General features: G+C 63.3%; 18 protein-coding genes. 10 read left to right on the top strand and 8 right to left on the bottom strand.

The genetic code is table 11. The annotated features are described in order from the left end of the window. Window positions 1-27 precede the first annotated feature (27 nt). Both MHY87_RS16050 and ung read right to left on the bottom strand, forming a co-directional pair. Complete coding sequence (locus MHY87_RS16050; RefSeq protein ID WP_239353481.1) at window positions 28-1,227, bottom strand: amino acid aminotransferase; 1,200 nt, start codon at window positions 1,225-1,227, stop codon at window positions 28-30. Between the two features lie 72 nt (window positions 1,228-1,299). After that, complete coding sequence (gene ung, locus MHY87_RS16045) at window positions 1,300-2,007, bottom strand: uracil-DNA glycosylase (RefSeq protein ID WP_239353479.1); 708 nt, start codon at window positions 2,005-2,007, stop codon at window positions 1,300-1,302. Between the two features lie 182 nt (window positions 2,008-2,189). Between ung and MHY87_RS16040 the strand changes: the two genes are divergently transcribed. The 3 genes from MHY87_RS16040 (at window position 2,190) to hemH (ending at window position 7,289) form a co-directional block, all read left to right on the top strand. After that, window positions 2,190-3,698, top strand: a complete 1,509-nt coding sequence (locus MHY87_RS16040) for a bifunctional UDP-sugar hydrolase/5'-nucleotidase (RefSeq protein WP_239353477.1) — start codon at window positions 2,190-2,192, stop codon at window positions 3,696-3,698. 229 nt (window positions 3,699-3,927) lie between these two features. After that, entirely contained in the window at window positions 3,928-6,072 is a 2,145-nt protein-coding gene (locus MHY87_RS16035) for an HWE histidine kinase domain-containing protein (protein ID WP_239353475.1), read from the top strand. Between the two features lie 155 nt (window positions 6,073-6,227). Next, on the top strand, window positions 6,228-7,289 hold the full coding sequence (hemH, locus tag MHY87_RS16030; protein WP_370644958.1) for a ferrochelatase: 1,062 nt from the start codon (window positions 6,228-6,230) through the stop codon (window positions 7,287-7,289). A 57-nt stretch (window positions 7,290-7,346) separates the two neighbouring features. Here hemH and MHY87_RS16025 read toward each other — a convergent pair whose 3' ends face one another. Next, the gene (locus MHY87_RS16025) at window positions 7,347-8,084 is read right to left on the bottom strand and encodes an alanyl-tRNA editing protein (protein ID WP_239353473.1); all 738 of its coding nucleotides are present in this window, start codon (window positions 8,082-8,084) and stop codon (window positions 7,347-7,349) included. Between the two features lie 95 nt (window positions 8,085-8,179). Between MHY87_RS16025 and MHY87_RS16020 the strand changes: the two genes are divergently transcribed. Genes MHY87_RS16020 through MHY87_RS16010 form a run of 3 tightly spaced genes read left to right on the top strand, consistent with a single transcriptional unit; the run spans window position 8,180 to window position 10,303 of the window. Next, window positions 8,180-9,184, top strand: a complete 1,005-nt coding sequence (locus tag MHY87_RS16020) for an SPFH domain-containing protein (RefSeq protein ID WP_239353471.1) — start codon at window positions 8,180-8,182, stop codon at window positions 9,182-9,184. After that, a complete protein-coding gene (locus MHY87_RS16015) occupies window positions 9,181-9,630 on the top strand; it encodes an NfeD family protein (protein WP_239353469.1) in 450 nt (149 codons plus the stop codon). Before MHY87_RS16020 ends, MHY87_RS16015 begins: the two co-directional genes overlap by 4 nt. Window positions 9,631-9,649: 19 nt before the next feature. Beyond that, window positions 9,650-10,303 (top strand): glutathione S-transferase family protein, encoded by a 654-nt coding sequence (locus MHY87_RS16010; RefSeq protein ID WP_239353467.1) that lies wholly within the window; start codon window positions 9,650-9,652, stop codon window positions 10,301-10,303. 10 nt (window positions 10,304-10,313) lie between these two features. Here the strand turns inward: MHY87_RS16010 and MHY87_RS16005 are convergent, their stop codons facing one another. Continuing rightward, window positions 10,314-11,309: an SIS domain-containing protein gene (locus MHY87_RS16005; protein WP_239353465.1), complete on the bottom strand. Its 996-nt coding sequence runs from the start codon at window positions 11,307-11,309 to the stop codon at window positions 10,314-10,316. A gap of 51 nt (window positions 11,310-11,360) precedes the next feature. Further along, window positions 11,361-12,227, bottom strand: a complete 867-nt coding sequence (gene galU, locus MHY87_RS16000; protein WP_239353463.1) for a UTP--glucose-1-phosphate uridylyltransferase GalU — start codon at window positions 12,225-12,227, stop codon at window positions 11,361-11,363. A 214-nt stretch (window positions 12,228-12,441) separates the two neighbouring features. Here galU and galE point away from each other — a divergent pair, with 214 nt between their 5' ends. The 3 genes from galE to MHY87_RS15985 all read left to right on the top strand — a co-directional run bounded on the left by galE (window position 12,442) and on the right by MHY87_RS15985 (window position 16,049). Beyond that, the gene (gene galE / locus MHY87_RS15995; protein ID WP_239353461.1) at window positions 12,442-13,428 is read left to right on the top strand and encodes a UDP-glucose 4-epimerase GalE; all 987 of its coding nucleotides are present in this window, start codon (window positions 12,442-12,444) and stop codon (window positions 13,426-13,428) included. Between the two features lie 94 nt (window positions 13,429-13,522). After that, window positions 13,523-14,749 carry a lytic murein transglycosylase gene (locus tag MHY87_RS15990; protein WP_239353460.1) on the top strand — a complete coding sequence of 409 codons (1,227 nt, stop codon included), beginning with the start codon at window positions 13,523-13,525 and terminating at the stop codon, window positions 14,747-14,749. Window positions 14,750-14,804: 55 nt separating this feature from the next. Next, window positions 14,805-16,049 carry a DUF459 domain-containing protein gene (locus tag MHY87_RS15985; RefSeq protein WP_239353459.1) on the top strand — a complete coding sequence of 415 codons (1,245 nt, stop codon included), beginning with the start codon at window positions 14,805-14,807 and terminating at the stop codon, window positions 16,047-16,049. A 74-nt stretch (window positions 16,050-16,123) separates the two neighbouring features. Here MHY87_RS15985 and MHY87_RS15980 read toward each other — a convergent pair whose 3' ends face one another. Beyond that, the gene (locus tag MHY87_RS15980; RefSeq protein WP_239353458.1) at window positions 16,124-17,545 is read right to left on the bottom strand and encodes a glutamate synthase subunit beta; all 1,422 of its coding nucleotides are present in this window, start codon (window positions 17,543-17,545) and stop codon (window positions 16,124-16,126) included. Window positions 17,546-17,563: 18 nt separating this feature from the next. Continuing rightward, window positions 17,564-22,264, bottom strand: coding sequence for a glutamate synthase large subunit (gltB, locus tag MHY87_RS15975; protein ID WP_239353548.1), 4,701 nt, complete (start codon window positions 22,262-22,264; stop codon window positions 17,564-17,566). A 511-nt stretch (window positions 22,265-22,775) separates the two neighbouring features. Here gltB and MHY87_RS15970 point away from each other — a divergent pair. Further along, window positions 22,776-23,852, top strand: coding sequence for a low specificity L-threonine aldolase (locus MHY87_RS15970; protein WP_239353456.1), 1,077 nt, complete (start codon window positions 22,776-22,778; stop codon window positions 23,850-23,852). 180 nt (window positions 23,853-24,032) lie between these two features. Here MHY87_RS15970 and MHY87_RS15965 read toward each other — a convergent pair whose 3' ends face one another. Further along, entirely contained in the window at window positions 24,033-24,491 is a 459-nt protein-coding gene (locus MHY87_RS15965) for an Hsp20 family protein (protein WP_239353454.1), read from the bottom strand. Window positions 24,492-24,551 lie beyond the last annotated feature (60 nt).

Here is a 24,551-nt window from a genome sequence, read left to right as displayed (position 1 = left end):
TGCCGTGTCCGGGATGACAGCTTGTTATCACCCTTGGCTCGCGTCCACGAAGCTCTTCGCGACCTTCGCGGCGTTCTCCTCGTTGAGACCTGCCACGCACATGCGGCCCGATTCCACGAGATACACCCCGTCGCGCTCGCGCATGGTGCGCACCTGCTGCGCGGTCAGTCCTGTGTAGCTGAACATGCCGCGCTGGTTGGTGAGAAAACCGACATCGATCTCGTTCGACAGGGCGCTGATGTGCTTGGCGAGAAGCTTGCGCACGGAATCCATGCGTGTGCGCATCTCGTCGACCTCGCGGGTCCACTGCGCGCGAAGATCGTCGTTGCTGAGGACGGTGGCGACGAGAAGGCCGCCGGTCATCGGCGGGCTCGAATAGCTGCGGCGCACGGCAAGCTTCAACTGGCCCAGCACGCGCTCGGCCTCGTCCGCATCGCGGCAAACCACGCTCAAGCCGCCGACGCGCTCGCCGTAGAGCGAGAAGTTCTTGGAGAAGGAATTCGCCACGAGGCAGCTCGCGCGCTCCGCATAGCGGCGCACGAAGGCGGCATCGGCCTCCAGGCTTTCACCGAAACCCTGATAGGCCATGTCGAACACGGCAATGTGGCCCTTGGCGACCATCACCTCAGTGATGGCAGCCTGCTGCTTCTCGTCGAGATCGACGCCGGTCGGGTTGTGGCAGACGGGCTGGAGGATCACGATGGAGCCGGGGGCTGCGGCCTCCAACGCCTTCGCCATGCCGTCGAAATCGACGGACTTGGTGGCGCTGTTCCAATAGGGATAAGTCGTCGTCTTGAAGCCTGCGCGCTGGAACAGGCCGTGATGGTTTTCCCAGGTCGGATCACTGACGAGAACCGTGCGGCCCGGCGTGTGTTTGGCGAGGAAGTCGGCGGCGATGCCGACCGCGCCCGTGCCGCCGATGGTCTGGATCGTGGCGATGCGCTTTTCCGCGCGGGCGGGATGCTTGTCGCCGAAAATCAGCTTCTGCACGCCCTCGCGATAACCGGCATGGCCATCCATGGGCAGATAGGGGCGCTCCGCGAAGCCGATGCGCTCGTAAGCAGCGCGAACCGAGCCGAGTGCGGGAAGGCGGCCCTTCTCGTCCGTGTAGACGCCGATGCTGAGATTGACCTTCTCAGCACGGGGATCGGCCTTGAAGCTGTCGTTGAGGGACAGGATCGGATCGCCCGCGAAGGCCTCGACTTGTCCGAACAGGGGTTCCGTCATGCTGATCTCCACACGTGTCAGGTCATTGGCTGCGAGAGACCTACTCCCGGGCCGGTTTCTCGGCAAGGATCTTCAGGTGTCGAGCCGCCAGTCGATGGGCTCCAGTCCCTTCTCCGCAAGCCAGGCATTGGCGCGGCTGAAAGGCCTCGTGCCCTTGAAGTCCTGGAGCCGATTGAGCGGGGAGGGGTGCCCCGCTTCGATCACGAGGTGCTTGGTGCGGTCGATGAGCGCGGCTCGCTTGCGGGCCGGTCCGCCCCAGAGCAGGAACACCACGGCGGGCTGCTGCGCGGAGATGGCGGCCATCGCCTGATCGACCAGATCCGACCAGCCGAACTTCATATGCGCACCGGACTGGCCCGCTTCCACCGTGAGCGCCGTGTTGATGAGCAGCACGCCCTGCTTGGCCCATTTCGTGAGGTCGCCGGATTTCGGCATGGGCACATCGAGATCCGCCGCCATCTCGGCCAGAATCGTGCGAAGCGATGCGGGCAGGCGGCGCGTGCCGCGATAGGAAAAGGCGAGGCCATGGGAATCGCCGGGGGTCGGGTAGGGGTCCTGGCCCAGGATGACCACCTTGACCTTGTCGAGCGGTGTCAGGGTGATGCTCGTGAACACCGCCTCAGGCGGGGGCAGCACATGGCCGCCAGAGGCGGTCACCGCATCGACTTTGGCCGCCACCCGGTCGGCGCTGCCGTCCTGAAAGAAGGGGAGCGTGAGCCAGGAAGCCGTCTGCTTGTTGCTACGGAACGCGGCGAGGGCTTGGGCGATGGGGCCGGTCATAAAGCGATGCTCTTGGAGTTGCCTGCCCGGTCTCTAGCCCAAGCGGCCGCAAATGGCATCACTCTCTGCCGGTGATTGAGGCGCCGAAGTGATCGACAGGCTGTTACTTCTGTGACACGTTTCGGCCTTAAGGCTCCCAGCGGGTAAAAATGGGCGCCGCCCGAAATCGAGGACCTTTGACGATGTTGACCAGCCGACCCTCCGCTGCCCTGCGCGCCGGTTTCCTTGGATTTTCCCTGCTTCTGTCCGGCACGGCGCTGGCCCAGGAGGCCGTGACCATCCGTTTCGTCCAGACCAACGACATCGACCGCATGAGCCCTGAGAAGGGCCGCGGCGGCTTCGCCAAGCTCGCGACGGTCGTCAAGGAAGAGAAGGCGAAGGGCAATGCCTTCTTCGTCCATGCGGGCGACACCATCTCGCCCTCGCTCCTGTCCGGGTTCGACAAGGGCGCGCACGTCATCGACATCCTGAACCGCATGGGCGTCGATGCCATGACGCCGGGCAACCACGAATTCGACCTCGGCGACGCGGTGTTCCGCGCCCGCCTGGCCGACGCCAAGTTCGATATCCTCACCTCCAACATCGTCGACGGCGCAGGCGCACCCGCCAACACCAAGCCCGAGAAGATCGTGGACGTGCAGGGCGTGAAGGTCGGCTTCTTCGGCCTCACCACCGAGGAGACGCCGATTGCGTCGAGCCCCGGCACCATCAAGTTCTCCTCCACCATCGACGCGGCCCGCGCCAAGGCCAAGGATCTGCGCGCGAAGGGCGTCGACATCGTGGTGGCCGTAGCCCACACGCCGCTCGAAGTGGACATGATCATCGCCCGCTCCGCAGGCGTCGACGTGATCATCGGCGGCCATGACGAGCACCTGCTCGCCTTCTACGACGGCAAGGTGGCGCTCAGCGAATCCGAGTCGCAGGCCAATTACGTGGTCGTCACGGAGCTTACCGTGAACAAGGCCACCAAAGACGGCAAGACCACGGTGAGCTGGTCTCCGAACTTCCGCATCGTCGACACTGCCTCCGTGAAGGCCGATCCCGAGATCGAGGCCGTGGTGAAGGGCTATGAGGACAAGCTCTCCAAGGAACTCGACGTGGAGATCGGCGTGACAGAAACGCCGCTCGACAGCCGCCGCGCCACCGTGCGCGGAGGCGAGGCCGCCATGGGCAACCTCGTGGCCGATGCTCTGAAAGCCGCGGTGGGTGCCGATGTGGCCGTGACCAATGGCGGTGGGCTTCGCGCCGACAAGGAATATCCGGCAGGCACCAAGCTGACCCGCCGGCACTTCCAGGCCGAAATGCCCTTCGGCAACACCACCGTCCTCATGGAGATCACCGGAGCCAAGCTGAAGGCCGGTCTCGAGAACGGCGTGAGCCAGGTGCGTGAACTCGGCGGACGCTTCCCGCAGGTTTCCGGCCTCACCTTCGAAGTCGATATGAAGGAGCCCCCGGGCAGCCGCGTCAAAGCCTTGAAGGTCAACGGCCAGGATCTCGATCCCGCCAAGACCTACAAGCTCGCCACCAACGACTTCATGGCCCGCGGCGGCGACGGCTACAGCGCATTCGCCGGCAACAAGAACCTGATCGACCCCTCGGCCAGCCAGCTCATGGCGAGCCAGGTGATCGATTATGTGACCAAGGCCGGCAAGGTCGCGCCGAAGGTCGAGGGACGCGTCGTCATCCGTTGATCGCATTGCCGGTCCGCCATGCGCCGGGGCCTTAAGGCTCCGGCGTTTCTTTTTTTCGAGGGGGAGAAGGGTGTATTTACCCTCCATCTCTCCTCATTGCTGTGCCATGGTTGCCACCTCAAGGCGAATCGCAGCAACAATACGACCTGTTTCATTGCAATTTTCACCACGCCCAGAGCAGTCACGCCTATCCAGTAAACGCCGCCGGCAGCGGCTGGCGCGGGGCCGCTTGACCCTGATCATGGGTCTGTTCGGCGTTGTCTTCATCCTCATCACCTTCGGCTACATCGCCTGGGAGCAGCGCAATCGCCTGATCCAGCGCAATGAGGAGGAGATCGCCGGAAACGCTTATTTCCTGGCGGATCACACGGCCCGCCTTCTCGAGGTCACGGACCTGACCCTGAAGCAGGTGGCGGCCTCCGTCGGCGGCAGGAATTGGGACGAGGTCGAGACCTCCAGGCCCCTGTGGCACTACCTCGCCACGATCAAGGAGACCTTGCCCTATTTCGACGATCTATGGCTCAACGATTCCACCGGGCGACTGCGCCTGACGACAAGGGAATTCCCGACGCCTCCCGCGAATGTGGCGGACCGGGACGCCTTCCGCATTCAGGTGAGGATGGACCAGGGGCTCTTCGTCGGGGAGCCGATCATCGGACGGGTCACTAAAGAGCCGACCTTCATGATCAGCCGCCGCCTCAACGGCCCGAACAATGCCTTCGACGGCATCGTCACGGCCACGGTGGCCCTGTCCTATTTCGAGAGCTATTGGGGCAAGCTTCGCCTGCCGAAGGGCAGCCGGGTCTCGCTGGTGCGCGCGGCCGATGGCAAGATCATCGCGCAGCTTCCCCTGCCTGCGGACGGCCTGTCCTTCGCACCCATCGATAAGGACGCCTTGGACGCGGCGATCAGGACGCACTCCCAGGCGGGCACCTATGCCTTCCAGAGCAACGGACAGGATCGGACCGGAGCTTATTACCGGGTCGGCGAAAAGCCGATCTACATCAATGTCAGCATTCCCAACAATGCCTATTGGGGTCCTTGGACCGTCCAAATGAGGGTCTACGGAGCCTTCGCGCTGATTGCTCTTCTGGCCCTCGCCGCGCTGACATCTCTCGCAGCCCAGCAGTTCCGGGAACAGGCCGCCAACGAGGCTTTCCTCCAGAAGGAAGTTGCGCTGCGCACCAGCGAGCTGCAGGCGGAAACGGCGGCGCTCGAAGTGCTCAACCGGACAGGCCGGGCGCTCGCGGCCGAGCTCGACGTGGACCGGCTCATCGAGAGCGTGGTCGAGGCGGCGGTTCTGCTCACCGGCGCGCAGGCCGGCGCCTATTTCTCGAACCGGGACGATGCGCCGGATGGTGAACTGCGCGCGGAGGAATACGGCCTCTATACCACTGGCGGCGCCCGCACGGCATTTGCGAAACTCCCCAGCGACAGGATCTGCAAGGCCGTTTTCGAGCAGGGCAGGGCGATCCGGTTCAACGACATCGCGGAAGACCCGGAGTTCGGGGCTTTCTCCGACGATGCCCATTCGCATGATCGGGCCAGAGCCCGCAGTGTCATGGCCATTCCCGTCTCGTCGCGCAACGGGCAGATCCAGGGCCTGCTTCTCTTCGCCCATGAACGGGCGGGCGCGTTCACGGAGCGCGCCGAGCGTCTCGTGACCGGTCTTGCCGCGCAGGCCGCCGTCGCGATCGAGAACGGGCGCCTCTACAGCGAGGCGCAGCATGAGATCGAGGAACGCAAGCAGGCACAGAGCCAGCAATCCTTCCTCATCCGCGAGCTGCATCACCGGGTGAAGAACACGCTTGCCACCGTGCAGGCGGTAGTGGGCGCGACAGCGCGTTCGACCTCGAGTATCGACGAGTTCTATAAAGCCTTCGTGGGCCGCATCGTTTCGCTTGCCAACACGCATTCGCTGCTGACCGAAGCCGTGTGGCAGACGGCTCCCTTGCGTGAGATCCTGGAGAAGGAACTCAAGCCCTACAACGATGTGCGGGGCGAGCGGATCACGCTCGAAGGCCCTGCCGTCGAGCTGCCGTCCGAGATCGCGGTTCCCATCGGCATGGCCGTTCACGAACTGACGACGAATGCCGCGAAATACGGCGCTCTCTCCGTGCGCAACGGCAGGGTCTCGGTGATCTGGAGCGTACATGGCGAAGGCGACGGGAAGCGGCTCATCATGACCTGGGAGGAGCTGGGCGGCCCCATTGTCTCCCAACCGGAACGCCAGGGCTTCGGCTCGCGCCTTCTGCATCGGGTTCTGACCACGCAGCTCAATGCCAAGGTTGAGGTCAATTACGACCCTGAAGGCCTGCACGTGGCCATCGACGCGCCGCTCAAGTCCACCGCGAACCTGAGCCCGCCGATCTGACGGCGGACGAGCGAAGGCCAAGAGATCTGATGGCCGGTTGACCCACGTCAAAGTGAAATACGAACACATTGGCGTAACAGACAAAAAGCCACTATTTAGAACGCCATCAATGTGCGGGCTCCGCGCGGGAGCCTGCTGTGAAGGAAATTCTGTCCATGAATGAACGTGTGAGCGTGACCGAGATGCAGCCAGGCGTGCGCCCTGTGGACCATCCGCCGGCCCGGTCGGGGCGGATTGGCGTGCTTCTGATGAATCTCGGAACGCCGGAAGGCACCTCCTACTGGCCCATGCGCCGGTATCTCAAGGAGTTCCTGTCCGACCGGCGTGTGATCGAGACGCCGCGCCTTCTCTGGTGGCCGATCCTCAACCTGATCATCCTCACCAAGCGTCCTGCGCCTAAGGGGCGCGATTACGCCACGATCTGGAACAACGAGCTCGATGAGGGCCCGCTCAAGACTATCACCCGCAACCAGGCGGAGAAGGTCGCGGCGCATATTAAAAGTATCGCAGGCGACAAGGTCACCGTCGATTGGGCCATGCGCTACGGCAAGCCGGAGGTGCGCGAGCGCATCCAGGCGCTGCTCGATCAGGGCTGCGACCGCATCCTTCTCGTTCCGCTCTATCCGCAATACGCGGCGGCCACCTCCGCCACCGCCTGCGATCAGGCGTTCCGCGCGCTCATGGACATGCGCTGGCAGCCGTCTGTTCGCGTCTCGCCGCCCTATCACGACGATCCGGTTTACATCGAAGCCGTCGTCGCCTCGATGAAGCAGGAGCTCGCCAAGCTCACCTTCGAGCCGGAAGTGGTTCTCGTCTCCTTCCACGGCGTGCCGAAGGAATACCTGCTCAAGGGCGATCCTTATCACTGCCAGTGCGTGAAGACCTGGCGCCTGATGCGCGAGGCCTTCGGCTGGCCGGCGGACAAATTCCGCATGAGCTTCCAATCTCGCTTCGGCAAGGCCGAATGGCTCCAGCCCTACACGGACAAGACCGTGGAAGCGCTCGCGAAGAGCGGCGTGAAGCGCATGGCCATCGTGGCTCCGGGCTTCTCGGCGGATTGCCTGGAAACGCTGGAGGAACTCGACGGCGAGAACCGCGAGATCTTCATGCACAACGGCGGCGAGGAATTCGCCTATCTGCCGTGCCTCAACGACAGCAATGAGGGCATGCGCGTGATCAACCACATCGTGGAGCGCGAACTCCAGGGTTGGATCTGATCCAGCGCATCGTGCGAAAAAGTGGTCCCGGTTTTTCGCAGGAAACGATGCGCCGCTTTAACTGACGAAGCCGACGCGGATGCGTCGGTTCTGCTTGCCTTTGTTGTCTACTTTCAAAATGCGAACGGGACGTGCCTGGCCTGTGGAGGTGAGGTGCGTTCCACCGCAGGCTTGCCGATCGAGTCCGGTGATCTCGACGATGCGCACCGATCCGTCCTCCTGTTGCGGTGGTGAGACGGATTTGCTGCGGAATAGTCCCGCCTCTGCCTCGGCTTCTATCCAAGGCATGTCAAAGGTGCGGATTGGCAAGTCCTGGCGGATGACATCGTTGAGCGGGGCGTCCAAGGCTCGCAGCCAGTCAGGATAAACTCCGGGCATATCGAAATCGACGCGGAATGTGCCGTCGGCTGCCAGTTGCGCGCCCGTCAGCAGCGCCCCGCCGAAATCCCGATAGACGATGCTGTTGAGAACATGCGCCATCGTGTGAAGCTCGCACATGAGGTGCCGGAATTCCGGATCGACCTTGGCCAGGACTGATCCCTGAACGATGACCGGCTCAGTCAGCACATGCCAAAGACCTCTGGGATCGGGCTCAATTCTTTCGACAGGCAGAACGCCGCTCGACCACTCGATCACGCCCCGGTCGGCGAGCTGCCCGCCCCCGCCTGGAAAGAATGGCGATTGCCCAAGCAAAACCGCGCCCGGTCGTGCGTCAAGCACTTGGACTTCCAGTTCGAGTTGATCGGGATTGTTCTGGCAGAAGTATCGCGGCATGGCGGGGCTTTCGGATATCATGGATGGAGAATAACAGCTCCGTGTGGCCCCTCTAGGAGTTTTTCCTCCTATCGGGTAGCCTGTGACCAATGCAACTCCGTTGCCTGGGGGAATGAATGCAGTTCGGTGCTTTTAGCGGTTTCAGCGGTTTCGACATCTTCGTGATCGTTCTCGTGCTCGTGGTCGTGGTGACGATCGCGATGGGAGTGAGAACGGTGCCGCAGGGCTATGCCTATACGGTAGAGCGCTTCGGTCGCTACTCGCGCACTCTCACTCCAGGCCTCGGCCTCATCGTTCCGTATATGGATCAGATCGGGAAGCGCGTGAATGTCATGGAGCAGGTGCTCGATATTCCGAGCCAGGAAGCCTTCACCAGGGATAACGCAGGCGTCACCATCGATGCGGCGGCGTTCTATCAGGTGCTCGACCCGGCCCGCGCCTCCTATGAGGTTTCTGACTTGAGTCAGGCTCTTCTGGTTTTGACCATGACGAACATCCGCACGGTGGTCGGCTCGATGGATCTCGACCAGCTTCTCTCGCATCGCGACGAGATCAACGAACGCTTGCTGCGGGTCATGGATGCCGCCGCTTCGCCCTGGGGCGCGAAGGTCACCCGCGTCGAGATCAAGGACATTCTCCCGCCGCAGGATCTTGCCGGCGCCATGGCGCGGCAGATGAAGGCCGAGCGCGAGAAGCGCGCCGCCGTGCTTGAGGCCGAAGGATTGCGGCAGGCGGAAATCCTGCGCGCCGAAGGCGAGAAGCAATCGCAGATCCTCTCGGCAGAGGGCCGCAGGGAAGCAGCCTTCCGAGATGCCGAAGCGCGCGAGCGTCTGGCCGAGGCTGAAGCCAAGGCGACATCCATGGTGAGCGATGCGATCACGAGCGGCGATCTTGCCGCCGCCAACTTTATCGTGGCGGAAAAGTACATCGACGCCATCCGCTCTCTTGCGACGGCACCGAACCAGAAGGTGGTGATCGTGCCGATCGAAGCGGCGGGCCTTGCCGGCACGCTCGGCGGCATCGCGGAGCTTACGAAATCCGTGTTCGGTGGTGATGGCAGCGCTGCTCCCAAATCTCCGCGAAGTGTGCCTGCCGTGACGAAGGGAACGGAGCGCTCATGATCCGCGATGCATTCATCAGTCTCGGCGCCTGGAGCTGGATCATCCTTGGTCTCGTTCTGATCGGTGTCGAGCTGATGGCGCCCGGTATCTTCTTCCTTTGGCTGGGGTTGGCCGCTATCGCCACAGGCCTGCTCGATGCTGCATTCGATCTGTCCTGGCAGACAGCCTTCATCATCTTTGCGCTGCTCTCAGTCGCGGCGGTGATTTTGGGGCGCTACGTCACGCGCGCGAAAGATCAGGCGGAGGCACCTGCATCTCATCTCAATCAGCGGGGACAGGCGCTCGTCGGTCGCGTGTTCACGCTGGAGACGCCGATCAAGGACGGGGAAGGCCGCATTCGCGTCGACGACAGCTCATGGCGCGTCACCGGCGCGGATCGCCTCAAGGGCGCCAAGGTCCGAGTCGTGCGCGTCGAAGGCTCGACCCTGGTGGTGGACGATCCTTGAAGATGAGGAGGGATAACGCATGACCTTGAAACTCTACGCACATCCCTTCTCGTCCTACTGCCAGAAGGTTCTCACCGCGCTTTACGAGAACGGCATTCCCTTTGAATACCGCATGCTTGGCGATGAGGCCGCGAATGCCGAGTTGGCAGCCCTGTGGCCGATCAGGAAATTCCCCGTTCTGATCGATGGCGAGCGAACCGTGCTCGAAGCGAGCATCATCATCGAGCATCTCGGGCTCTTCCATCCCGGACCCGTGAAACTCGTTCCCGAAGATCCGCGCGCGGCGCTCGATGTGCGGATGATGGATCGCTTCTTCGACAACTACATCATGACGCCCATGCAGAAGATCGTGGCCGACCGCATCCGTTCGGAACCGGATCGCGATTCTCACGGCGTCATCGAGGCACGGCGCATGCTCGACACGGCTTATGCATGGCTCGATTATGCGATGGCCGGGCGTGAATGGGCGGCAGGCGATGCCTTCAGCATGGCCGATTGCGCGGCCGCTCCATCGTTGTTCTATGCGGATTGGGCGCACCCGATCAGCGCGGAGCATGCCAACGTGCACGCCTATCGCAAGCGCCTGCTCGCGCGTCCGTCATTCGCAAGAGCGGTGGACGAGGCGCGGCCCTACCGTCAGTACTTCCCGCTCGGTGCTCCCGACCGCGATTGACGAAAAGGAGTTAAGCCACGCCCGCGCGCAGCAGGTCGAGATAGTGCACGAGCCCGACGGGCTTGTTGTTGTCGACCACGATCAAGGACGTGATGCGCGCGGTTTCCTCGACCTCGAGCGCGGTGGCAAGCAGCGCATCCGGTGCGATGGTGCGCGGCGTGCGCGTCATGATGGCGGTCACTGGCAAGGTGACTAGATCGGGGCGAAGGTTGCGGCGCAGATCACCGTCGGTGACGATGCCGGCGAGCGTGCCGTCCGCATTCACCACGATCACCGAACCGAAGCCCTTGCGGCCGATTTCCTCGATGGCCTGATCCATGCGCGCGTCGATGCCCACCAGCGGCAGGCGCTCGTCCTTGTGCATGATGTCCCGCACGAGCTTGAGCTGCGCGCCGAGCTTCCCGCCCGGATGAAACACGCGGAAGTTTTCTGCCGTGAAGCCCCGCCTCTCCAGCAGCGCGATTGCGAGCGCATCGCCTAAAGCCAGCTGGATCGTCGTGGAGGTGGTGGGCGCCAATCCGTTGGGGCAGGCCTCCTTCGCCTTGGGCAGCGCCAGGCAGATATCGGCGGCCTGGCCGAGAGTCGAATCCGCATTCGACGTGAAGGCAATCAGCGGCACCCGGAAGCGGCGCGAATAGCCGACGATGTCGGCCAGCTCCGCCGTCTCGCCGGACCAGGAGAGAGCGATAATCACGTCCTCAGGCTGGATCATGCCGAGATCGCCGTGGCTGGCTTCGGCCGGGTGAACGTAATGGGCGGGCGTGCCGGTCGAGGCCATGGTGGCGACGATCTTGCGGCCGATATGGCCCGATTTGCCCATGCCGGTCACGATGACCCGGCCTTTGGAGGACGCAATCGTCTCGACCGCAGCCGTGAAGAGGGGGCCGAGGCCATTGCCGATGGCGTCCATGAGGATGGTCAGGCCCTCGCGCTCGGTTTCGAGCGTGCGCAGGGCCGAGGCGACAGCTTGGTCGGGCGAAGCGGATTTGGTCTGTGCGAGTGCCATGGCCGCCCCTTTAGCACATGGGAGCGGCCACGAGGAACCCTGAAGCCCCGGTTACTTTTGGCGCAGCAAGGCTTCCAGCTCCTCGCGGAAGGCCGGGCCGAGGTCGCCGCGCTCCAGGGCATAAGCCACGTTCGCCATGAGGAAGCCGATCTTGGAGCCCGTATCGTAGGTCTTGCCTTCGTACTTCATGCCGAAGAACTGCTGGTTCTTCATCAGGCGGATCATCGAATCGGTCAGCTGGATCTCGTTGCCCGCCCCGCGCTCCTGGTTGGAGAGAAGGTCGAAGATCTCGGGCTGCAGGATGTAGCGGCCGGAAATGATGTAGTTCGACGGAGCCGTGCCCTTCGGCGGCTTCTCCACCATGCCGGTGATCTCGAAGGTCTGGCCGAATTCCTGGCCGACCGAGACGATGCCGTATTGATGGGTCTGGTCTTCCGGCACCTCTTCCACGGCGATGATGTTGCCGCCATGCTTGTCGTAGGCGGCGATCATCTGCTCCATGGAGCCCCGGCTGAGCATGTCGGGGAGGATGACGGCGAAGGGCTCGTCGCCCACGAGTTCTCGGGCGCACCACACCGCATGGCCGAGGCCGAGGGGTTCCTGCTGGCGGGTGAAGCTCGTCTGGCCAGCCTGGGGCTGGTCCTTGGCGAGAAGCTCCAGTTCCTTGGTCTTGCCGCGTGCCTCGAGCGTCTTGTTCAGCTCGTAGGCAATGTCGAAATGGTCCTCGATCACGGCCTTGCCGCGCCCGGTGACGAAAATGAAATGCTCGATTCCCGCAGCCCGGGCCTCATCCACCACGTGCTGCACCACGGGCCGGTCGACCACGCACAGCATCTCCTTCGGCACCGCCTTGGTGGCGGGAAGGAAACGGGTGCCGAGACCGGCAACGGGAAGGACTGCTTTGCGAATGCGCTTCATTGAACGAGCCGTGTTTGAGCAGGGAAGAGAGGGGGACAATCTAAGGCAGGCAGGGCAAAAGAAAACCGCTGACTGTTAAGCTTAAGTTCCCATGGCGATTGATATTTGCCTTTTGCATCGGTGTTGCCTCCTCTGGTAGAGGGCTGGACCTGAATTGAAGCTGAAGCGTTTTGGTTAAACCGCCGGGACAGGCAGGTTGCGAGGAGGATCGACAATGACGGTTCTGGTCACGGGCGGTGCGGGCTATATCGGCAGCCATATGGTGCTCGAGCTCCTCGATGCGGGCGAGCGGGTAGTCGTTCTCGACAATCTCTCCACGGGCTTCCGCTGGGCTGTCCCTGAGGGCGTCACTCTCGTTGTCGGCGATGTGGGCGACCGGGATCTCGTGTCCAAGGTCATTGCCGAGCATGGGATCGACAGCATCCTGCATTATGCCGCCAAGATCGTGGTGCCGGAATCCGTTACCGATCCGCTCGGCTATTACTTCAACAACACGGTCAAAACGCGAGCCCTGATCGAGACTGCGGTCCAGACGGGCATCAAGAATTTCGTCTTCTCCTCGACCGCCGCCGTCTACGGCAACGCGGAAGCGCCGCTCCTCTCCGAGGACATGCCGCTCTTGCCCATCAACCCGTATGGGCGCAGCAAGCTCATGAGCGAATGGATGCTCCAGGATGCTCATGTCGCCCATGGCCTGCGCTATGCGATCCTGCGGTATTTCAACGTGGCAGGTGCCGACCCTAAAGGCCGCTCGGGCCAATCGACGCCCCAGGCCACCCATCTCATCAAGGTGGCAGCCCAGGCGGCACTCGGCCAACGGCCCCATCTCGACGTGTTCGGCACGGATTACGCCACGCCCGACGGCACCTGCGTGCGCGACTACATCCAAGTCAACGATCTCGCCCGTGCCCATCTGGTGGCGCTCAAATCCCTGCGCGAGGGCGGCGAATGCGCGGTCATGAACTGTGGCTACGGCCATGGCGCTTCGGTGCTGGAGGTCGTGGACGTGGTGAAGAAGGTTTCCGGCGTCGATTTCGAGGTGCGTCTCAGTCCGCGTCGGCCCGGCGATCCGGCTCAGCTCGTGGCCAAGGTCGATCGAATCCGCAGCCTCGGATGGCAGCCGCAGCATGACAGTCTGACGGAAATCGTCGATCAGGCCCTGCGCTGGGAGCGGACCCTGATGGGACGGAAAGCCGCATAGACCCTCCCTATAAGGCTAGGTGTCAACCGGCTGTTAACTCTCTTAGTGTCGCATTGGCAGGGCAATTTCTGCCCTGTTTCCGTGAGCGACACTCATGCATCAGCCGCTTGTTCTGGTCCGCCGCGTCTGCGGCGCCCTCCTTCTCGGTCTGACCCTCACCGTCGGTGTGGAAGGATGGACGCGCCCGGCCCAGGCCCAGGAGGTCTCGGAAGCAGGGTTCCAGCGCTTCGTGCAGGGCCTCTGGCCGGCGGCCAAGGCGCGCGGCGTCTCCCGCGCCACCTTCGACGACGCCTTCCGGGGCGTTCAGCCCGATCCGAAGATCATCGCGCTCACCAAAAAGCAATCCGAGTTCGTCCGCCCGATCTGGGAATACATCAACGGCTCCATCTCGGCTCAGCGCCTGCAGCGCGGGCAGCAGATGAGCGCTGAATGGTCGAAGACCCTGACTGCCATCGAGAAGACCTATGGCGTGCCGCGTTCCGTGGTGCTCGGCGTCTGGGGCATGGAAACCAATTTCGGCAGCTTCACCGGCTCGATCTATGCGGTGCGGGCGCTCTCGACCCTGGCCTATACGGGCTATCGCGGCGACTTCTTCAAGGAGGAGCTGCTCATCGCGCTCCAGATCCTGGAAGGGGAGCATATCAGCCGCGACAAGATGCTGGGCTCCTGGGCCGGCGCCATGGGCCAGACCCAGTTCATGCCTTCGAGCTTCATGAAATACGCCGTCGACGGCAACCGGGACGGCGTGCGCGATATCTGGTCCTCGGTGCCGGATGCCATGGCCTCCACCGCCAATTATCTGCGCCAGCACGGATGGAAGCCAGGGCTGCCCTGGGGCTTCGAGGTCAAGCTGCCGAAAGGCTTCGACTTCAGCTACCTGAGCGGGACTTTCCCTCAATGGCAGTATGTGGGCGTGCGCCGCGCCGACGGGAATCCCATGCCGCAGGCGGGCGAGGCAAGCCTGTTCCTGCCGGGTGGGGCGAACGGCCCCGCCTTCCTGGTCACGAGCAACTACGACGTGATCAAGGCCTATAATTCCTCGGACGCCTACGCCATGGGTGTGGCCCATCTCGGCGACCGGGTCATGGGCGGCCTGCAGATCCAGGGCGCATGGCCCAAGGACCAGCCCATGATGGCCAAGGAGGAGCGGCAGGAATTGCAGCAGCGCCTGTTGCGGCTTGGGTTCTATGAGGGCGAGACGGACGGCAAGTTCGGCTCCAAGACCCGGGAGGCCGTGCGGAACTTCCAGCTCCGCCGTGGCTTGATTCCCGACGGCTACGCCGACTACGCTGTCCTGCGCGAGTTGCGCACAGCCCGCTGACAGGTCCGGCCGAGGCTCTATAACAGAGGTGGTCCGGACCAACGTGGAACCGCCGATGCGCTTGCTGACGATCCTTCGCCTGATGCTTTTAAGCCTGCTTCTCGCCTTGGGAAGCGGCTCTCACGTGCTGGCGCAGGGCGCTTATCAGCAGCAGCCGCAGCAGCGGCAGGGATACCGCGACCCACGGGCTTATCCGCCCGGCTATTATCCGGGAAAGCTCGTTCAGCCGGCACAGCCCCAACCGCAGCAGGGTTTCAGCCTGCGCCGCTTCTTCGGTGTTCCCGATGACCCGCCGCCGCCCGCCCGTGCGCCTGTCGCCAAGCCGCGCAAGGCTCCCGCGCCGGCCGTCGCGGCACGTCCTGAAAAGCCCAAGGTCGATCCTTCCACCTATGTGGTCGTTTTCGGAGACTCGCTCGCGGAGTTCGCGCGCCAGGGTCTCGAAGCGGGTTATGCCGAGAATCAGGATGTCGCCATCGTCGGCAAGATCAGGAACGGCAGTAACATCGTGCGCAGCGATCCATCGGAATGGCCGAACTTCATCAAGGCGACCCTCGATTCAGGTCAGAAGGCGACGATTGCCGTCGTCATGCTGGGTTTGAGCGACCGGCAGTCCTTGCAGGAGGGCGAGGACCGAGTGGAGCTTCGCTCCGACCGCTGGAAGGACCTCTATACCCAGAGGATCGACGGGATCATGCGAACCTTCAAGGAGCGCAACATTCCCGTGGTCTGGATCGGTCTGCCGCCTATGAAGAGCAGCCGGTTGTCCGAGGATTTGCTCGCCATGAACGCCGTCTATCAGGAAAGCGTGCAGCGCAACGGCGGCGCCTACGTGGACATCTTCCCCGGCTTCGTCGACGACGAGAACCGCTATACCTCCTTCGGCCCCGATGTGGATGGCGAGCCTGCACGGTTGCGCACCGATGACGGCGTGTCCTTCACCAAGGCGGGCGCCCGCAAGATCGCATATTTCGCGGATGTGGAGATCAAGAAGATCCTTGAATCGGCGGGCACCGGCGCGCCGGCTGCTGCAACGACGCCCGATGGACAGCCTGCGAACATCGAGGCGGCCATTCCTGCGCCGCCCGACCCTGCCGTGCCGGTCGTGCTTCCCGCAAAGCCCATCGTCGGTCCCGTGCTGCCGCTGACGCGCCAGGATGTGACGCCCGGCGGCACATTGGTTTCCAGCCCACCGAAACTCACAGGTGACAGCGCCTATCCCGTGCAGCGCGCGTTGCGCAACGGCGTCGCGCCGAGTTCACGGCCAGGACGCGCGGACGATTTCCGCTGGCCGCGCAGCTGAGCGAATTCTACAAAATAAAAAAGGCGGTCTGATCCGATGGATCGGCCGCCTTTTTGTTTAACCACGCAAGATGATTAGACCGGCAATGTGCTCTCGCCCATGAGATATGTGTCGATGGCGCGCGCAGCCTGACGGCCTTCGCGGATCGCCCACACCACGAGCGACTGGCCACGGCGCATGTCACCCGCCACGAAGACCTTGTCGTTGGAGGTCTTGTAGCTCTTGTCGTCGGCAACCACATTGCCGCGCCGATCCATCGCGACGCCGGATTGCTCCAGCAGACCTTCCTTCACCGAGCCTGCGAAACCGATGGCGATGAACACGAGATCGGCTTTGAGCACGAACTCGCTACCGGCAATCGGCTGGCGCTTTTCGTCGACACGGGCGCATTGCACGCCGACAGCCTTGCCGTTCTTGCCGACGATGCCGAGCGTCGCCGCCTGGAACTCACGCTCCGCGCCTTCGGCCTGCGAAGAGGAGGTACGCATCTTCGTCGGCCAATAAGGCCACACGGTGAGCTTGTCCTCGCGCTCGGGAGGCTTGGGGCGAATGTCGAGCTGCGTGACGGAAAGCGCGCCCTGGCGGAACGCGGTGCCGACGCAGTCCGACGCCGTGTCGCCGCCGCCGATAACGACCACGTGCTTGCCGTTTGCGAGGATCGGCTCAACCGTGACTTCCTCACCGCCGACACGCTGGTTCGCCTGGGTGAGATAGGGCATCGCATTATGCACGCCCTTGAGATCCTGCCCCGGCAGGTTCGGATCGCGCGGATCTTCCGCGCCGCCAGCAAACAGCACCGCATCGTATTCGTTGTGGAGCGAGGCGAAGCTGCGATCCACGCCGATATTCACGCCGCAATGGAAGGTGACGCCTTCGGCTTCCATCTGCTTCACGCGACGGTCGATGTGGTACTTCTCCATCTTGAAGTCCGGAATGCCGTAGCGCAGCAATCCGCCTGCCTTCGCCTGGCGCTCGAACACATGCACGTCGTGACCGGCACGCGCGAGCTGCTGAGCGGCGGCGAGACCCGCTGGCCCTGAGCCGATGATGGCGACGCGCTTGCCCGTCGAGAAGCCTGCGGGCTCGGGCTTGATGAAGCCCATCTCCCACGCCTTGTCGGCAATGGCCTGCTCGATGGTCTTGATGGTGACAGGCTGGTTCTCGAGGTTCAGCGTGCACGCCTCCTCGCACGGAGCGGGGCATACGCGTCCCGTGAATTCCGGGAAGTTGTTGGTCGTGTGGAGGTTGGCGGCAGCCTCCGCCCAATCGCCCTGCCAGACCAGATCGTTCCAATCGGGAATCTGGTTGTGCACCGGACAGCCTGTCGGCCCGTGGCAGAAGGGAATGCCGCAATCCATGCAGCGCCCCGCCTGCTTCTTCAGATCGTTGTCGTCGAGCGGCAGCGTGAATTCGCGGAAGTGGCGCACGCGCTCACCGGCGAGCTGATACTTCTGCTCCTGCCGGTCGTATTCGAGAAAGCCTGTGACCTTACCCATCGTTTGCCCCTTAATTCCTTATTCCGCCGCCTGCAGGTTCCGGAGACGATCCATCTCCTGGAGCGCGCGGCGATATTCGACCGGCATCACCTTCACGAACTTGGTGCGGAAGGTCGACCAGTTGTCGAGGATCTCCTTCGCGCGGGCCGAGCCCGTATAGGTGTGGTGATTGGTGATGAGCTGCATCAGGCGCTCTTCATCGGGGCCGGACATGTTGGCCATGATGTCGATGCGCCCCTTGGTCTCCAGATCGCCGCCGTGATGGTGGAGGCGGCGCATCAGGTCCTCCTCCTCCTCGACGGGTTCGAGATCGACCATGGAGAGGTTGCAGCGCTTCGAGAACGTGCCGTCCTCGTCGAGCACATAGGCGATGCCGCCCGACATGCCCGCCGCGAAGTTGCGGCCGGTTTGACCCAGCACGACGACGAGACCGCCGGTCATGTATTCGCAGCCGTGATCGCCGGTTCCTTCGACAACCGCGATGGCGCCGGAATTGCGCACGGCGAAACGCTCGCCCGCGACACCACGGAAATAGGCCTCACCCGCAATCGCGCCGTACATCACCGTGTTGCCGGCGATGATCGAACACTCAGGCACGGCTTTCGTATTCGGCGACGGCTTGACGATGAGCTTGCCACCCGAAAGACCCTTGCCGACATAGTCGTTCGCGACGCCTTCGAGTTCGACGGTCACGCCTGCGGCGAGCCATGCGCCGAAGCTCTGGCCTGCGGTGCCCTTCAGCTTCACCTTGATCGTGTCGTCGGGCAGTCCCTCATGGCCGTAGCGCTTCGCCACTTCGCCGGAGAGCATCGCGCCCGCCGAGCGGTCGGAGCTGCGGATCGTCGCTTCGATGGTGACGGCCTCGCCGTTCTCGAGAGCAGAACCGGCCTGTGCGATGAGCTCACGGTCGAGCACCTTCGCGATGGGGTGTTCCTGACGCTCCTGGTGGCGGATTGCGACGTTCGCAGGTACGTCAGGCTTGTGGAAGAGCTTCGTGAAGTCGAGACCCTTCGCCTTCCAGTGATCGATGGCGACGTTCTTGTCGAGAAGATCCGACTGGCCGATCATCTCGTCGATGGAGGTAAAGCCCATCTCCGCCATCAGCTCGCGCACTTCCTCGGCGATGAAGAAGAAGTAGTTGATGACATGCTCCGGCAGTCCCTTGAAGCGCTTGCGCAACACAGGGTCCTGCGTCGCGACGCCGACAGGGCAAGTGTTCAGATGGCACTTGCGCATCATGATGCAGCCGGCAGCAATCAGCGGCGCGGTGGAGAAGCCGTATTCGTCGGCGCCGAGCAACGCGGCGATCACCACGTCACGGCCCGTGCGCAGACCGCCGTCAGCTTGTAGCGCAACGCGGCCGCGCAGGCGGTTGAGCACCAGCGTCTGCTGCGTCTCGGCCAAACCGATTTCCCACGGCGAACCCGCATGCTTCAACGAGGTGAGGGGAGAGGCTCCCGTGCCGCCCTCGAAGCCGGAGATCGTGATGTGATCGGCGCGCGCCTTGGCAACGCCTGCCGCCACGGTGCCGACGCCGACTTCGGCCACGAGCTTCACGGACACATCCGCTGACGGATTCACGTTCTTCAAATCGAAGATCAGCTGCGCGAGATCTTCAATCGAATAGATGTCGTGATGCGGCGGCGGGGAGATGAGGCCCACGCCCGGGGTCGAGTGACGCACGCGGGCGATCTTGGCATCGACCTTGTGGCCGGGCAGCTGCCCGCCCTCGCCGGGCTTCGCGCCCTGCGCCACCTTGATCTGCATCATGTCCGCATTGACGAGATATTCCGTCGTCACGCCGAAGCGGCCGGACGCCACCTGCTTGATGGCGGAACGCTTGGAGCGTCCGTCGGAAAGCGGACGGAAACGCTCCGGTTCCTCTCCGCCTTCGCCGGTGTTCGACTTGCCGCCGATGGCGTTCATGGCGATTGCCAGCGTCTCGTGCGCTTCCTTGGAAATCGAGCCGTAGGACATGGCGCCGGTGGAGAAGCGCTTCACGATCTCCTGCGCGGGCTCGACTTCGTTCAGTTCAACCGGAGCACGTCCGGCTTCTTCCGCCTTCTTGATGCGGAAGAGGCCGCGGATGGTCTTCAGTTCGTTGTCCTGCTCGTTCACGAGGCGCGCATATTCGCGGTAGCGATCCTGCGCGTTGAGGCGAACAGCGTGCTGGAGCGTGGCGACCGTGTCCGTGTTCCAGGCATGCACCTCGCCGCGTTGGCGGAAGGCGTATTCGCCGCCCACGTCGAGCGCGTTGCGGTAGATCGGCGCGTCGCCGAAAGCGTCGCGGTGGCGGCGAACGTTCTCTTCCGCCACCTCGTCCATGCCGATGCCCTCGATGGAGGTCGCGGTGCCGAAGAAATCGCGCGCCACGAAATCGGACTTGAGGCCAACCGCATCGAAGATCTGCGCGCCGCAATAGGATTGATAGGTGGAGATGCCCATCTTGGACATCACCTTCAAAAGGCCCTTGCCGATGGACTTGATGTAGCGCTTCACCGCTTCATCGGCATCCACTTCGTCCGGCAGCTCGCCCTTCGCATGCATGTCGGCAATGGTCTCGAAGGCGAGATATGGGTTGATTGCTTCCGCGCCGTAGCCCGCAAGGCAGGCAAAGTGATGGATCTCGCGCGGCTCACCGGATTCGAGCACGAGGCCGACAGAGGTGCGCAGGCCCTTGCGGATCAGGTAGTTGTGCACGGCGGCGGTGGCGAGCAGCGCCGGGATCGGAATGCGGTCCGGCCCCACCATGCGGTCGGTCAGGATGATGATGTTGTAGCCGCCGTGGACGGCAGCTTCCGCGCGGTCGCAGAGACGGTCGAGCGCGCCGTCCAGCGCCGATGCGCCGAGTTCGGCATCATAGGTGATGTCGAGGGTCTTCGTGTCGAAACGGTCCTCGAAATGACCGATGCAGCGGATCTTCTCCAGGTCCTCATTGGTGAGAATGGGCTGGCGCACTTCGAGACGCTTGCGGCGCGAGGTGCCCTCAAGATCCAGAATGTTCGGACGCGGGCCGATGAACGACACGAGGCTCATCACGAGCTCTTCGCGGATCGGATCGATCGGCGGGTTCGTGACCTGCGCGAAGTTCTGCTTGAAATAGGTGTAGAGCAGCTTCGACTTGTCGGAGAGCGCGGAGATCGGCGTGTCCGATCCCATGGAGCCGACGGCTTCCTGGCCTGTGACGGCCATGGGCTGCATGAGCAGCTTCAGGTCTTCCGAGGTGTAGCCGAAGGCCTGCTGACGGTCGAGGAGCGACACATCGGTGCGCGACTCGCGCGCCTGCACGGGCTTCAGGTCCTCCAGCACGATCTGCGTGCGCTTCAGCCAATCCTTATAGGGATTTGCCTGCGCGAGCTGCTGCTTGATCTCGTCGTCGGAGACGATGCGGCCTTCCTCCAGATCGATAAGCAGCATCTTGCCCGGCTGCAAACGCCACTTCTCGACGATCTTCTCTTCCGGAATCGGCAGCACGCCCATTTCGGAGGCAAGCACCACGAGGCCGTCATCGGTGACGAGATAGCGCGCGGGGCGCAGGCCGTTGCGGTCGAGCGTCGCGCCGATCTGCTTGCCGTCGGTGAAGCACACGGCGGCGGGGCCGTCCCATGGCTCCATGAGGGCGGCGTGATATTCATAGAACGCGCGGCGGTCGTCGTTCATGAGCGGGTTGCCGGCCCATGCTTCCGGAATCAACATCATCATCGCGTGCGACAGCGAGTAGCCGCCGCGGACGAGGAATTCGAGCGCGTTGTCGAAGCAGGCGGTGTCGGACTGGCCCTCGTAGGAGATCGGCCAGATCTTCGAGATGTCGTTGCCGAAGAGCTCGGAGTCCACGGAGGCCTGGCGCGCGGCCATCCAGTTCACGTTGCCGCGCAGCGTGTTGATCTCGCCGTTATGGGCGACCATGCGGTACGGGTGCGCGAGCTGCCAGGTGGGGAAGGTGTTCGTCGCGAAGCGCTGGTGCACGAGGGCGATGGCGCTCTCGAAACGCGGGTCCTGAAGGTCGAGGTAATAGTCGCGCAGCTGCGTGACCAGCACCATGCCCTTGTAGACGATGGTGCGCGAGGACAGGCTCACCGGGTAGTAACCGGCGGTGCGCTCGTCCTTCATGTCGTAGACGGCGTTGGAGATCACCTTGCGGGCGAGGAACAGGCGACGCTCGAACGTCTCCTGATCGTCCATTCCCTTGCCCTTGCCGATGAAGATCTGGCGGTGCTGCGGCTCGGTGGCCTTCACGCTCTCGCCGAGATCGCTGGAATCCACCGGCACCTCGCGCCAGCCGAGCACCTGCAGGCCCTCGTCAGTGATCGCCTTCGTGACGATCTCCTCGACGAGCTTAAAGCCTTCGGGATTGCGCGGCATGAACAGGTGGCCGACGCCGTAATGGCCTTCTTCCGGCAACCAGATGCCGACCTTGGCGCACTCAGCCGCGAAGAACTTGTGCGGGATCTGGACGAGGATGCCGCAGCCGTCGCCCATCTTCGGGTCCGCGCCTACCGCGCCGCGATGGTCGAGATTGTGCAGGATGGAGAGGCCCTGCTCGACGATCTCGTGCGTCTTGCGGTTCTTCATGTCGGCGATGAAGCCGACGCCGCAGGAATCCTGTTCGTTGGACGGGTCGTAGAGCCCCTGAGCGACGGGCAGGCCGGGATCGCGCACCGTTCTCGGATCCGTTTTGACGGCCGTGCGGCTTGGCACTCGGGTTTCCAGGCTCTTCATCGGCTCGTCACTCATCTCAGATCCTCACATCCGAACGTCTTGTAATAGTCTTCAGGGCGGTTTTCGGGCCGCCGGATGAATAAGAGGATCGTCCGGAGTGCCCGCCGCTTGTCGGGGTTGTCGAGGGGTGGGTCCGGCAGGGGAGCCCGCACCTCGCGGGCACCTTTGGGCTGTCTTCAGCCCAGAGTCGCCCGTCCCGCCCACGTTTTGCGGGCGGCTTTCGTGGTATCTCGTTTCGTTCGCGTCTGGCGAAGCATCAAGAAAACCTCAGGCGGGAGGGTGCAGGCACCCGAAATGGGACAGCATGGCTGTCCTAATGGGGTCAACGTGCCAGAGTTCATGGCACCGCACAAGAGGGTTTAGAAAAATTTTAGACAAAAGTTACAAGCAGCCGACTCGGAATGTAACAAAAGTAATTTTTGGAAAGCCCAAACGAAAGTCTTAGCCGAAGGGTCAACGACCTTGACATGTCGGCTCCGATGGGGAGGTTTCCCCCTTCGAGGAGAGGTTCATGAATTTCGCAAGCGACAACATCGTGGGCGCCAGCCCTCAGGTTCTGCAGTCCCTCGCAGGGGCCAATGCCGGGGCAATGGCGGCCTATGGGGGCGACGAGATCACCAAGCGGGTGAAGGCGCGCTTCAACGAGATCTTCGAGCGCGAGGTTTCGGTGTTCTTCGTGACCACGGGCACGGCGGCCAACGCACTGGCGCTCTCCTCCGCCGTGCCGCCCTACGGCCTCTGCGTCTGCCATCGCGAGGCGCATGTGATCGACGATGAATGCGGCGCGCCGGAATTCTTCATGCACGGGGCGAAGCTCGCGGGGCTTCCCGGCGTCGGCGCCAAGCTCACGGCTGAGAGCGTCTCGGCCTATCTCAAGAGCCTGCCGAAGGCCGTGAAGCAGATGCCGCCCAAGGCGCTCTCGATCTCGCAGGTGAGCGAGTGCGGCCTCGTCTACAACCGCGATGAGATCAAGGCTCTGGGCGATGTCTGCCGCGAGCATGGCCTCGCCTTCCACATGGACGGCGCGCGCTTCGTGAATGCCCTCGTCTCGCTCGGCTGCACCCCCGCCGAAATGACCTGGAAGCAGGGCGTCGACATCCTCTCCTTCGGCGGCACCAAGAACGGCTGCCTGATGGCCGAGGCCATCGTGGTGTTCAAGCCTGAACTCGCGGAGGCGCTGGACTATCGCTCCAAGCGCGCGGGCCAGATCATCTCCAAGGGCCGCCTGATCTCGGCGCAGTTCGAGGGCTATTTCGCCGGCGACCATTGGTACGCCAATGCCCGCCACGCCAACCGGCTGGCGAAGCTCCTCTCGGACGGGCTCGCCGAGCTGCCGGGCGTGCGCCTGGCCTGGACGACTGAGGCCAATGAGGTTTTCCCGATCATCCCAGCGGCCATGGACAAGGCCCTGCGGGATGCGGGCGTGCTCTATCACCCCTGGACGGAACTCAGCCTGCCTGCGACTGAAAAGGTGGGGCAGGGCGAGGCGCTGATCCGCCTCGTCCTCTCCTTCGCGACCCAGGAGGAGGACGTGCGCAAGGTGCTCGACATCGCCCGCGCGGCGTCGTCCCGGCAGGCGGCGGAGTGATCTTTCGCGCCTTGCCCTAACCCTGCCGCATTCTCCCGCGATGTCTCTCTTCACGAGACCTTTTACCAAAGGGGATTCACCTCCAGCCCCGGCGGGATATTCAGGACCAGGTTTCAAAACAAGAAAGCGCCCCGGACGAACCGGGGCGCTCTTTTTATGTCTGGGCTCTGGCGAGGGCTATCAAGCAGCCCGTTTGGCCTCGATGGCCTGAGAGCCGTTGGACGAAATCGGGATGAGCTTCGGCTTCTTGGCCTCGGGGGTCTCGCGCACGAGGTCGAGGTGGAGCAGGCCGTTCTCAAGGCTGGCCCCCGTCACCTGGACGCCGTCGGCCAGCTGGAAGCGCCGGTCGAAGCTGCGGGCCGCGATGCCCTGATGGAGCACTTCAGCCTTGCGCTCTTCGTTGGGCTTCTTCTCGCCGCGCACGGAGAGGGTGTTTTCCTTCACCTCGATGGTGAGGTCCTGCTCGGTAAAGCCGGCGACCGCGACAGAGATGCGATAGGCATTCTCGCCGGTGCGCTCGATATTGTAGGGCGGGTAGCTCGGGGCCGCGTCGACGCCGACCATCTGGTCGAGCATCGAGAAGAGACGGTCGAAACCGACCGTGTTGCGGTAAAGCGGAGCAAGATCGAACTGACGCATGGCATATTCTCCTTAGAAGCAACATGCAGTTTTCAGTGGGCCCACCTTTCAAAGGCTGGG

The organism is Microvirga sp. ACRRW, from assembly GCF_022346925.1.
Taxonomy (GTDB): domain Bacteria; phylum Pseudomonadota; class Alphaproteobacteria; order Rhizobiales; family Beijerinckiaceae; genus Microvirga.
Note: the sequence above shows the minus strand (reverse complement) of the source record. Positions and strands in the feature narration are given on the sequence as shown.